Raw genomic sequence first — 12091 nt, forward strand, 5'->3', positions numbered from 1 at the left:
GGCACCTCCTGGTTGATGGCTGGTCCTCGATCCGCTCCGAGCCTAGAACCAGTTGCGCTTGCTGCCGACCTGGGACAGCCACTCGTTCAGGTACGCCGCCCAGTCCGTGCCCTGGAAGTCGTTCAGACCCACCTTGAACGAACGGAACGAGTCGCTGCCCTCACTGAAGAGCCCCGGCTTCTTGTCCATCTCCAGGATGACGTCCATCTCGCGGTCGTCCGCCACGAAGCTCAACTCGACCTGGTTCAGGCCGCGGTACTGCTGCGGCGGCAGGAACTCGATCTCCTGGTAGAACGGCAGCTTCTGGCGCGTCCCGCGGATGTGACCGCGCTCCATGTCGGCGCTCTTGAAGCGGAAGCCCAGCTGGATGAAGGCGTCCAGGATCGCCTGCTGCGCCGGCAGCGGGTGCACGTTGATCGGGTCGAGGTCGCCCGAGTCCACGGCGCGCGCGATCTCCAGCTCGGTGGTCACACCGATGTTCATCCCGCGCAGCTGCTGCCCGTCGATGGAGGTGACCGGCGTCTCCCAGGGGATCTCGAGCCCGAAAGGCACCGCGTGCACCTGGCCGGCCTGCAGCGTGAAGGCACCGCCGAGCTTCAGCTTGGTGAACTCGATGTCCTGCTTCGTCTCCTGGTCCTGGCCCTCGACCTCGACCCGGGCCTGCAGACCGACGGACAGACCCTCGATCTCCTGGTCCACGGACCCGCCCTGGATCCGCACCTCACCCTGGACGACACCACCGGGTACGACATTGACCTCGGTCAGCACCGTCTCCACCGAGGCACCGCCGGCACCCAGGCTCGCAAGCAGCTTCTTGAACCCCATGACTCTCCTCCCCAGGCCCCGCCTGTGGCTCGAACTCGACTTGATCCTTGATCCATACAAACGCGATGGACGCACGTCCGGTTCCGCGTCCTCACCCTGGCAATAGGTACGAGCGATGACCACCCACTCGTACAGACCGCTCCACTAAGCTCGGACGCCATGATCGCGGCCCCTGACCGTACGCCTCTCCCACGCGACTTCTTCGACCGCCCTGTCCTGGAGGTCGCCCCGGATCTCCTGGGCCGCGTCCTCCTGCGCACCTCACCGGACGGTCCGATCGAACTGCGCCTGACAGAGGTGGAGGCGTACGCGGGCGAGATCGACCCCGGGTCGCACGCCTATCGCGGCCCCACCGCCCGCAACAGCGTGATGTTCGGTCCGCCCGGACACGCGTATGTCTACTTCACGTACGGCATGTGGCACTGCCTCAATGTGGTGTGCGGCCCCGAGGGCACCGCGAGCGGTGTCCTGCTCCGCGCGGGTGAGATCACCACGGGCGCCGAGCTCGCCCGCAAACGTCGACTCTCGGCCCGCAACGACAAGGAACTGGCCAAAGGCCCTGCCCGCCTGGCCACGGCCCTGGACGTGGACCGCGACCTCAATGGCACGGACCTCTGCGCGGGCCGGGGCGCCCCGCTCACCCTCCTGACCGGCACTCCCGTCGACCCCGACCAGGTCAGGAACGGCCCGCGCACAGGAGTGGGCGGAGACGGCGCCGTCCACCCCTGGCGCTTCTGGACCCCCAACGACCCGACGGTGAGCCCTTATCGGGCCCATACGCCCCGGCGCCGTTCAACTTGACGCAGCCTTGAGGTCTCCGTAATGTAGCCCGAGCCGCTTGACCCGGTTACGGCAATCTGCCAGCAGCCGAGAGTGGCCAACCACTACTTACAACTTCCCCTCGGCGGGGTCCTATTTCGCATGCCTGCATGTCGAAATTCGAACTCGCGGAACTCGATTATGAGTTGCGGAGGGAATCCGCTAACGTAGTGAACACGCCGAAAGGCAAAGGCCCTCCAACGGCCACCGGAAATGAAATCCGAACCGGGAACGGAACGGAAAACGGATCTGGTAAGGTTGGAAACACGAAATACCGAAGGGAAGCGCCCGGAGGAAAGCCCGAGAGGGTGAGTACAAAGGAAGCGTCCGTTCCTTGAGAACTCAACAGCGTGCCAAAAGTCAACGCCAGATTGACAACCCCGTCTCGACCGTCATGGTCGGACGCGGTTCCTTTGAAAAGTCCACCCCTTGGGGTGGCAACATCAGCGAGGACGCTGTGAACGAGGGGATTATTCCTCCCCTTTGTTCCGCTCAACGCGGATGCGCACCCGATTACGGGTAAACATTCACGGAGAGTTTGATCCTGGCTCAGGACGAACGCTGGCGGCGTGCTTAACACATGCAAGTCGAACGATGAAGCCCTTCGGGGTGGATTAGTGGCGAACGGGTGAGTAACACGTGGGCAATCTGCCCTGCACTCTGGGACAAGCCCTGGAAACGGGGTCTAATACCGGATGACATTCCCTCTCGCATGGGAGGGGATTGAAAGCTCCGGCGGTGCAGGATGAGCCCGCGGCCTATCAGCTTGTTGGTGAGGTAGAAGCTCACCAAGGCGACGACGGGTAGCCGGCCTGAGAGGGCGACCGGCCACACTGGGACTGAGACACGGCCCAGACTCCTACGGGAGGCAGCAGTGGGGAATATTGCACAATGGGCGAAAGCCTGATGCAGCGACGCCGCGTGAGGGATGACGGCCTTCGGGTTGTAAACCTCTTTCAGCAGGGAAGAAGCGAAAGTGACGGTACCTGCAGAAGAAGCGCCGGCTAACTACGTGCCAGCAGCCGCGGTAATACGTAGGGCGCAAGCGTTGTCCGGAATTATTGGGCGTAAAGAGCTCGTAGGCGGCTTGTCACGTCGGTTGTGAAAGCCCGGGGCTTAACCCCGGGTCTGCAGTCGATACGGGCAGGCTAGAGTGTGGTAGGGGAGATCGGAATTCCTGGTGTAGCGGTGAAATGCGCAGATATCAGGAGGAACACCGGTGGCGAAGGCGGATCTCTGGGCCATTACTGACGCTGAGGAGCGAAAGCGTGGGGAGCGAACAGGATTAGATACCCTGGTAGTCCACGCCGTAAACGGTGGGAACTAGGTGTTGGCGACATTCCACGTCGTCGGTGCCGCAGCTAACGCATTAAGTTCCCCGCCTGGGGAGTACGGCCGCAAGGCTAAAACTCAAAGGAATTGACGGGGGCCCGCACAAGCAGCGGAGCATGTGGCTTAATTCGACGCAACGCGAAGAACCTTACCAAGGCTTGACATATACCGGAAAGCATCAGAGATGGTGCCCCCCTTGTGGTCGGTATACAGGTGGTGCATGGCTGTCGTCAGCTCGTGTCGTGAGATGTTGGGTTAAGTCCCGCAACGAGCGCAACCCTTGTTCTGTGTTGCCAGCATGCCCTTCGGGGTGATGGGGACTCACAGGAGACTGCCGGGGTCAACTCGGAGGAAGGTGGGGACGACGTCAAGTCATCATGCCCCTTATGTCTTGGGCTGCACACGTGCTACAATGGCAGGTACAATGAGCTGCGAAGCCGCGAGGCGGAGCGAATCTCAAAAAGCCTGTCTCAGTTCGGATTGGGGTCTGCAACTCGACCCCATGAAGTCGGAGTTGCTAGTAATCGCAGATCAGCATTGCTGCGGTGAATACGTTCCCGGGCCTTGTACACACCGCCCGTCACGTCACGAAAGTCGGTAACACCCGAAGCCGGTGGCCCAACCCCTTGTGGGAGGGAGCTGTCGAAGGTGGGACTGGCGATTGGGACGAAGTCGTAACAAGGTAGCCGTACCGGAAGGTGCGGCTGGATCACCTCCTTTCTAAGGAGCACTTCTCACCAACTCCGGTTGGTCAGAGGCCAGTACATCAGCGAATGTCTGATGCTGGTTGCTCATGGGTGGAACGTTGACTACTCGGCACAGTCGGCCAACTCGGGCCGCAAGTACTGTCCTTCGGGGCGTGGAACGCGGATCTGGGGAGGGGACTGGGTCGGGCACGCTGTTGGGTATCTGAAGGTACGGCCGGATTTTCGGCTGCCTTCGATGCCGACCCCAGTGCACTCGAGCTTCTGGTTCGGGGTGATGGGTGGTTGGTCGTTGTTTGAGAACTGCACAGTGGACGCGAGCATCTGTGGCCAAGTTTTTAAGGGCGCACGGTGGATGCCTTGGCACCAGGAACCGATGAAGGACGTGGGAGGCCACGATAGTCCCCGGGGAGTCGTCAACCAGGCTTTGATCCGGGGGTTTCCGAATGGGGAAACCCGGCAGTCGTCATGGGCTGTCACCCGCTGCTGAACACATAGGCAGTGTGGAGGGAACGCGGGGAAGTGAAACATCTCAGTACCCGCAGGAAGAGAAAACAACCGTGATTCCGGGAGTAGTGGCGAGCGAAACTGGATGAGGCCAAACCGTATACGTGTGATACCCGGCAGGGGTTGCGTGTGCGGGGTTGTGGGATCTCTCTTTTACAGTCTGCCGGCTGTGAGACGAGTCAGAAACCGTTGATGTAGGCGAAGGACATGCGAAAGGTCCGGCGTAGAGGGTAAGACCCCCGTAGTCGAAACATCAGCGGCTCGTTTGAGAGACACCCAAGTAGCACGGGGCCCGAGAAATCCCGTGTGAATCTGGCGGGACCACCCGTTAAGCCTAAATATTCCCTGGTGACCGATAGCGGATAGTACCGTGAGGGAATGGTGAAAAGTACCGCGGGAGCGGAGTGAAATAGTACCTGAAACCGTGTGCCTACAAGCCGTGGGAGCGTCGCGCATTGAGTTTACTCAATGCGTCGTGACTGCGTGCCTTTTGAAGAATGAGCCTGCGAGTTTGCGGTGCGTTGCGAGGTTAACCCGTGTGGGGAAGCCGTAGCGAAAGCGAGTCCGAATAGGGCGGTTCAGTAGCGCGCTCAAGACCCGAAGCGGAGTGATCTAGCCATGGGCAGGTTGAAGCGGCTGTAAGAGGTCGTGGAGGACCGAACCCACCAGGGTTGAAAACCTGGGGGATGACCTGTGGTTAGGGGTGAAAGGCCAATCAAACTCCGTGATAGCTGGTTCTCCCCGAAATGCATTTAGGTGCAGCGTCGTGTGTTTCTTGCCGGAGGTAGAGCACTGGATAGGCGATGGGCCCTACCGGGTTACTGACCTTAGCCAAACTCCGAATGCCGGTAAGTGAGAGCACGGCAGTGAGACTGTGGGGGATAAGCTCCATGGTCGAGAGGGAAACAGCCCAGAGCATCGACTAAGGCCCCTAAGCGTACGCTAAGTGGGAAAGGATGTGGAGTCGCAGAGACAACCAGGAGGTTGGCTTAGAAGCAGCCACCCTTGAAAGAGTGCGTAATAGCTCACTGGTCAAGTGATTCCGCGCCGACAATGTAGCGGGGCTCAAGCGTACCGCCGAAGTCGTGTCATTCACACAATAGGGCCAACGCCTGTGTGGATGGGTAGGGGAGCGTCGTGTGCCGGGTGAAGCTGCAGCGGAAGCTAGTGGTGGACGGTTCACGAGTGAGAATGCAGGCATGAGTAGCGATACATACGTGAGAAACGTGTGCGCCGATTGACTAAGGGTTCCTGGGTCAAGCTGATCTGCCCAGGGTAAGTCGGGACCTAAGGCGAGGCCGACAGGCGTAGTCGATGGATAACCGGTTGATATTCCGGTACCCGCTGTGAAGCGTCAAACATTGAATCAGGCGATGCTAAGTCCGTGAAGCCGTCCTGGAGCCTTCGGGCAAAGGGAAGTGGTGGAGCCGACGGACCAGACTTGTAGTAGGTGAGTGATGGGGTGACGCAGGAAGGTAGTCCAGCCCGGGCGGTGGTTGTCCCGGGGTAAGGGTGTAGCCCGTCATCTAGGTAAATCCGGATGACATGAGGGTGAGACCTGATGCCGAGCCGATTGTGGTGAAGTGGATGATCCTATGCTGTCGAGAAAAGCCTCTAGCGAGTTTCATGGCGGCCCGTACCCTAAACCGACTCAGGTGGTCAGGTAGAGAATACCGAGGCGTTCGGGTGAACTATGGTTAAGGAACTCGGCAAAATGCCCCCGTAACTTCGGGAGAAGGGGGGCCATCACCGGTGATCGGATTTACTCCGTGAGCTGGGGGTGGCCGCAGAGACCAGCGAGAAGCGACTGTTTACTAAAAACACAGGTCCGTGCGAAGCCGTAAGGCGATGTATACGGACTGACGCCTGCCCGGTGCTGGAACGTTAAGGGGACCGGTTAGTCCGACTTCGGTCGGGCGAAGCTGAGAACTTAAGCGCCAGTAAACGGCGGTGGTAACTATAACCATCCTAAGGTAGCGAAATTCCTTGTCGGGTAAGTTCCGACCTGCACGAATGGCGTAACGACTTCTCGACTGTCTCAACCATAGGCCCGGTGAAATTGCACTACGAGTAAAGATGCTCGTTTCGCGCAGAAGGACGGAAAGACCCCGGGACCTTTACTACAGTTTGATATTGGTGTTCGGTTCGGCTTGTGTAGGATAGGTGGGAGACTTTGAAGCGGGCACGCCAGTGTTCGTGGAGTCGCCGTTGAAATACCACTCTGGTCGTGCTGGATGTCTAACCTCGGTCCGTGATCCGGATCAGGGACAGTGTCTGATGGGTAGTTTAACTGGGGCGGTTGCCTCCCAAAGAGTAACGGAGGCGCCCAAAGGTTCCCTCAGCCTGGTTGGTAATCAGGTGTTGAGTGTAAGTGCACAAGGGAGCTTGACTGTGAGACCGACGGGTCGAGCAGGGACGAAAGTCGGGACTAGTGATCCGGCGGTGGCTTGTGGAAGCGCCGTCGCTCAACGGATAAAAGGTACCCCGGGGATAACAGGCTGATCTTCCCCAAGAGTCCATATCGACGGGATGGTTTGGCACCTCGATGTCGGCTCGTCGCATCCTGGGGCTGGAGTCGGTCCCAAGGGTTGGGCTGTTCGCCCATTAAAGCGGTACGCGAGCTGGGTTTAGAACGTCGTGAGACAGTTCGGTCCCTATCCTCTGTGCGCGTAGGAATATTGAGAAGGGCTGTCCCTAGTACGAGAGGACCGGGACGGACGAACCTCTGGTGTGCCAGTTGTCCTGCCAAGGGCATGGCTGGTTGGCTACGTTCGGAAAGGATAACCGCTGAAAGCATCTAAGCGGGAAGCCTGCTTCGAGATGAGTATTCCCACCCCCTTTGAGGGGTTAAGGCTCCCAGTAGACGACTGGGTTGATAGGCCAGATCTGGAAGCCCGGTAACGGGTGGAGGTGACTGGTACTAATAGGCCGAGGGCTTGTCCTCAGTTGCTCGCGTCCACTGTGTTGGTTCTGAAACAACGAACAGTTGTGTCGGCTGAACAGCGTCACTACTTAATTGAAGAGTGTGCTTGTTCGCTGCCCTGTTTGAGATCCGGCTATTTCGCTGGATATTTCATAGGGTTTCGGTGGTCATAGCGTGAGGGAAACGCCCGGTTACATTCCGAACCCGGAAGCTAAGCCTCAAAGCGCCGATGGTACTGCAGGGGGGACCCTGTGGGAGAGTAGGACGCCGCCGAACAATCTTTGGAGGACCCTTGGTCCCAGCGTCCACGCTGGGACCAAGGGTCCTTTTTGTTTTTGTCGAAGCGCGCCGGCTACCCGGCTGCGCGAGAATGACTGCGGTACCGAAGACTAGGAGTCACCGATGTCCACCAACTCTCCCGACGAGCGACCGGAGCGCGAGCAGCGCCGCCGGGACGGTGGCGACCGGGGCGGATACCGCGGTGGGGCGCCCCGTCGGGACAACGACCGTGGCGACCGCAGTGGCGGGCGTCCCCCGTTCCGCCGGGACGACCGTCCCACTTCCGGCGGACCGCGCCGCGATGACCGTGACAATCGTGGCGGTCCGCGTCGTGACAACGACCGCGGCGGTGAGCGTGGCGGCTTCCGTCGCGACGACAACCGTGGCGGCGACCGTCCCGGGTTCCGGCGCGATGACCGCCGGGATGACCGGCGTGACGATCGCGGTGGTGACCGTGGTGGTTTCCGTCGCGATGACAACCGTGGCGGTGGCGGCGGCTACCGCGGGCGGGATGACCGTGATGGCGGAGGACGTCCCCCGTTCCGTCGCGATGACCGCTCGACCTCCGGTTTCCCGCGCCGTGACGACCGTCGTGACGGGGATCGTCCCGCCTTCCGTCGTGACGACCGCTCGACCTCCGGCTCCCCGCGTCGCGATGACCGTCGTGACGATCGTGGCGGCGACCGCGGTGGTGACCGTGGTGGTTTCCGTCGCGATGACAGCCGCGGTGGTGACCGTCCCGGCTTCCGCCGTGACGGGGATCGTCCCGGATTCCGTCGTGATGACCGCCGCGATGACCGGCGTGACGATCGCGGCGGCGATCGTGGTGGATTCCGGCGCGACGATCGTCGGGATGACCGCGGTGGTGACCGTGGTGGATTCCGCCGCGACGATCGACGTGACGACCGACGCGATGACCGGCCCCGTGGTGGCGGCGACCGTCCTGGGTTCCGCCGTGACGACCGTCGTGATGACCGCGGTGGCGATCGTGGTGGCTTCCGTCGGGATGACAGCCGTGGTGGCGACCGTCCCGGGTTCCGGCGCGATGACCGCCGTGACGACCGGCGTGACGATCGCGGTGGTGACCGTGGTGGGTTCCGCCGCGATGACCGTCGTGACGATCGTGGCGGCGACCGCGGTGGTGACCGTGGTGGGTTCCGGCGTGATGACAGCCGTGGTGGTGGCGGTGGCGGTGGCTACCGTGGGCCGCGTCGTGACGACAGCCGTGGCGGACGGCCCAGCGGGTTCCGTGGGCGGGACGACCGGCGTGATGACCGGCGCGACGGCGACCGTGGTGGCTACCGCGGGCGTGACGACCGGGACCGTGACCGCGAGCCCATCAAGCGGCTGCCGATCCCGGACGACGTCACGGGGCACGAGATCGACAAGGACGTACAGCAGGAGCTGCAGAGCCTTCCCAAGGGGCTTGCCGAGGACGTCGCCAAGAACCTGGTGATGGTCGCCAACCTGCTCGACGAGGCCCCCGAGCAGGCCTACGCGTACTCGCGGGTCGCGCTGCGGCTCGCGTCGCGTGTCGCCGCTGTTCGCGAGGCCGCGGGCTTCGCCGCGTACGCGACGCAGAAGTACAGCGAGGCCCTCGCCGAGTTCAGGGCCGCCCGGCGGATGACCGGCAGCGTCGAGCTGTGGCCCGTCATGGCGGACTGCGAGCGTGGTCTCGGCCGGCCCGAGAAGGCGCTGGACATGGCCGGTGGGCCTGAAGTGGCGAAGCTGGACAAGGCGGGGCAGGTCGAGATGCGGCTCGTGGCCGCAGGCGCCCGGCGTGACATGGGGCAGATCGATGCCGCCATCGTCACCCTGCAGAGCCCTGAGCTGGCGTCGAACTCCGTGCAGCCGTGGACCGCGCGGCTGCGGTACGCGTACGCCGACGCGCTGCTCGCTGCGGGGCGTGAGGACGAGGCGCGCGAGTGGTTCGCGAAGGCCATCGAGTCCGACAAGGACGGCAGCACCGACGCGTCGGACCGGCTCGCCGAGCTGGACGGTGTCGAGTTCGTGGACGCTCTTGATGAGGACGGTGCCGATGCGCTCCCGGAGCCCTCGGAAAGCGATGACGCCGTCGTCCAGAGCGACGTGGACGACGAGGGCGATGAGGATGATGAGGGTGACGCTGATGGTGCCGGAGACGGCAAGGTCTGAGCGTTGACCTAGATACGACGACGGGCGGGATCCCAGCAGGGGTCCCGCCCGTTGTCGTATCCGCGTGCTGTGGGAGGTTCAGACGTCGAGGCTGCGCAGGACCAGGCCCGATGCGGGCTTGGGGCCGAAGGATGTCGACTTGCGGGGCATCGTGACCCCTTGGCGGGCCAGGTCGCGGACGACCTCTTCGCGGACCGGGTGCATCAGGATCGCCGTGCCGCCGTCGCGCTCCGCCTTCTCCACGGTCGCTTCGGTGTCGTGGATGTAGGCGATGTGCTCAGGGGCGTCGGGGATCTGCCAGATGTGGTCGAGGAGCGTGGAGTGCAGGACCGTCGCGTCGAGGGTGCGCCAGGCCTCGGGGCGGTCGGTGCGGATCGTACGCGCGAGGAGGTCGGGGGAGGGGCGGTCGACGAGGTGGTAGCGGCCGTCGCCGGCGAGGAGGAAGGCGTTGCCTTCGGTGGCGGCATCGGCCAGGGCGTCGAGCGCGCGGGGCAGGGCACCCTCGACGGTGCGGACGCGGAAGGTGTCCGTGAGGGCCGCCAGGGCGTCCGCGACCGGGAGTTGATGCAGGTAGCGGTGGATGGCGCGGACCCGCAGGGGGTAGCGCGCGGTGTCCACCAGGAGGACAAGGCCGTAGTCCCACGGGCCGGGGGACGGGTGCTCTGAGCGCAGCCGCAGGTTGGTCGCCCAGCGGTGGTGTCCGTCCGCGATCAGGGCCTGGTGGCGGGCGAGATCTGTCTGGATCTCGGCGAGCTCGGCGGGGTCCGTGACCGCCCACAGGCGGTGGCTGAAGCCGTCCTCCGTGGTCGTCGACAAGAGAGGCTTGTTCAGTACGGTGCGCTCGATGAGCGCCGGCGCGCCCGTGGCGTTGCCGTCGGAGCGGTAGGTCAGCAGCAGCGGCTCGAGGTTGGCGCTCGTCGCGCGCATCAGGGCCGCGCGGTCCTCGACGACATGGGGCATGACGCCCTCGTGGGGCAGGACGATGCCGTCCGCCGCCTCCGAGAGGCGCAGGGCGCCGATGACGCCGCGCTGCAGGATGTCGCCGTCGCGCTGCTCGTAGATGTAGAGGCTGGGCACCGGGTCGGGCGCGAGGATGCCCTGGGCGAGCCAGGACCGCAGGGTCTCCGCTGCCTGGTCGTTGCGGGCGGCGGGCGTGGTGGCCTGCGGGAGGATCAGCCGGACGATGTTGTGCGGGTCGGCGGACTCCAGGTGGAGCAGGCCGTCGGGCCGTACGACCACGTCGTACGGAGGAGACGTCACGGCGGCCAGGCTGCCGACCCGTTCGGGGACGTATCGCACGCCTCGGAACGGGATCAGGTCGAGGCCGTGGTCGTCCGTGTCACCCGCTGTGTTCATTGCAGCATCGTATGTGTGTCAGTGGCATAAGCGATGATCGGGGGAGTGGGATCGACCGAGGAGCGATGTGTAATGAGCCAGACCGTCAGGACGCGGCCCGACGGCAGCCGGAATGTGCTGAGCGAGGCGTATGACACGGCGCTGCTCGACCTGGACGGAGTGGTGTACGCGGGAGGGCAGGCGATCGTGTACGCCGTCGAGTCGCTGGGGACGGCGCGGGCGGGCGGGATGCATCTCGCGTACGTGACGAACAACGCGCTGCGCACGCCGGACGCGGTCGCCGGGCATCTGACGGAGCTGGGCATCCCGACCGGGGCGTCGGATGTGATCACGTCGGCGCAGGCGGCCGCGCGGCTCGTGAGTGAGCAGGTCCCGGCGGGGGCACGGGTGTTGGTGATCGGCGGGGAAGGGCTGCGGGTCGCGTTGCGGGAGCGGGGGCTCGAGCCGGTGGAGTCGGCCGAGGACGAGCCGGTGGCGGTGGTGCAGGGGTACGGGGGGCCGGACCTGGCGTGGGGGCGGTTCGCCGAGGCCTGTTACGCGATCGCGCGCGGGGTGCCGTGGTTCGCGTCCAACACGGACCTGACGATTCCGAGTGCGCGGGGCATCGCGCCCGGCAATGGCGCGGCGGTCGAGGTGGTCCGCATCGCGACGGGCGCCGAGCCGCAGGTGGCGGGCAAGCCGCTGCCTCCGATGCATCGCGAGACGATTCTGCGGACCGGGGCCGAGCGGCCGTTGGTCGTGGGGGACCGGCTCGACACGGACATCGAGGGAGCGTTCAACGGCGGGGTGGACTCGCTGCTGGTGCTGACCGGAGTGACGGACGGCGCCCGGTTGCTCGCGGCCCCGCCCGAGCACCGGCCGACGTATGTGGACGCGGATCTGCGCGGCATCCTGACCGGGCAGCCCGAAGTGACCTCGGCGGAGGGCGCGTTCGGCTGCGGCGGGTGGACCGCTTCGGCGCGGGGGTCCGAGCTGGTGCTTGACGGCGAGGGCGACGTGCTTGATGGGCTGCGGGCGCTGTGTGGTGCGGCGTGGACGGATGCGGGGGATGGGGTGTGCGCGCTGGACGGGGGGAAGGCGTTGTCGCGGTTGGGGGTGTAGGCGGGGCTGGGGCTGGAGGTTGGAGCCGCCCGGCCCGCGCGTGAGTGGGCCGAAGGCGCCCCGCCACTCCCCACCCCCCCAATCAACGGAA

At 64.1% G+C, this 12091-nt stretch carries 6 protein-coding genes and 3 rRNA genes; 6 read left to right on the forward strand and 3 right to left on the reverse strand.

Annotated elements, in window-relative coordinates; translation table 11 throughout:
- Positions 1–42 precede the first annotated feature (42 nt).
- A complete protein-coding gene (locus tag OG453_RS16425) occupies positions 43–825 on the reverse strand; it encodes a sporulation protein (protein ID WP_266868579.1) in 783 nt (260 codons plus the stop codon).
- Between the two features lie 159 nt (positions 826–984).
- Between OG453_RS16425 and OG453_RS16430 the strand changes: the two genes are divergently transcribed.
- The 4 genes from OG453_RS16430 to rrf all read left to right on the forward strand — a co-directional run bounded on the left by OG453_RS16430 (position 985) and on the right by rrf (position 7386).
- Positions 985–1626, forward strand: a complete 642-nt coding sequence (locus OG453_RS16430; RefSeq protein ID WP_266868581.1) for a DNA-3-methyladenine glycosylase — start codon at positions 985–987, stop codon at positions 1624–1626.
- Between the two features lie 544 nt (positions 1627–2170).
- Positions 2171–3696: ribosomal RNA gene (locus OG453_RS16435) — 16S ribosomal RNA — on the forward strand.
- Between the two features lie 312 nt (positions 3697–4008).
- Positions 4009–7131: ribosomal RNA gene (locus tag OG453_RS16440) — 23S ribosomal RNA — on the forward strand.
- 138 nt (positions 7132–7269) lie between these two features.
- Positions 7270–7386: ribosomal RNA gene (gene rrf, locus OG453_RS16445) — 5S ribosomal RNA — on the forward strand.
- Together the 16S, 23S and 5S rRNA genes form the textbook arrangement of a ribosomal RNA operon.
- Positions 7387–7506: 120 nt before the next feature.
- Here rrf and OG453_RS45140 read toward each other — a convergent pair.
- Positions 7507–8766: a hypothetical protein gene (locus OG453_RS45140; RefSeq protein ID WP_323178656.1), complete on the reverse strand. Its 1260-nt coding sequence runs from the start codon at positions 8764–8766 to the stop codon at positions 7507–7509.
- Here OG453_RS45140 and OG453_RS16455 point away from each other — a divergent pair.
- On the forward strand, positions 8737–9543 hold the full coding sequence (locus tag OG453_RS16455; protein WP_266869892.1) for a tetratricopeptide repeat protein: 807 nt from the start codon (positions 8737–8739) through the stop codon (positions 9541–9543). The two genes, OG453_RS45140 and OG453_RS16455, sit on opposite strands and share 30 nt — an antisense overlap.
- A gap of 78 nt (positions 9544–9621) precedes the next feature.
- Here the strand turns inward: OG453_RS16455 and OG453_RS16460 are convergent, their stop codons facing one another.
- A complete protein-coding gene (locus OG453_RS16460) occupies positions 9622–10899 on the reverse strand; it encodes a DUF1015 domain-containing protein (RefSeq protein WP_266868583.1) in 1278 nt (425 codons plus the stop codon).
- 72 nt (positions 10900–10971) lie between these two features.
- Between OG453_RS16460 and OG453_RS16465 the strand changes: the two genes are divergently transcribed.
- Positions 10972–12000: an HAD hydrolase-like protein gene (locus OG453_RS16465; protein ID WP_266868585.1), complete on the forward strand. Its 1029-nt coding sequence runs from the start codon at positions 10972–10974 to the stop codon at positions 11998–12000.
- Positions 12001–12091 lie beyond the last annotated feature (91 nt).

The sequence above is a fragment of the Streptomyces sp. NBC_01381 genome (genome assembly GCF_026340305.1).
Lineage (GTDB): Bacteria > Actinomycetota > Actinomycetes > Streptomycetales > Streptomycetaceae > Streptomyces.

Coding starts and splice junctions, on each gene's coding strand:
- OG453_RS16430 (WP_266868581.1), top strand. CDS start 985: ATGATCGCGGCCCCTGACCGTACGCCTCTCCCACGCGACTTCTTCGAC.
- OG453_RS16465 (WP_266868585.1), top strand. CDS start 10,972: ATGAGCCAGACCGTCAGGACGCGGCCCGACGGCAGCCGGAATGTGCTG.
- OG453_RS16460 (WP_266868583.1), bottom strand. CDS start 10,899: ATGAACACAGCGGGTGACACGGACGACCACGGCCTCGACCTGATCCCG.
- OG453_RS16425 (WP_266868579.1), bottom strand. CDS start 825: ATGGGGTTCAAGAAGCTGCTTGCGAGCCTGGGTGCCGGCGGTGCCTCG.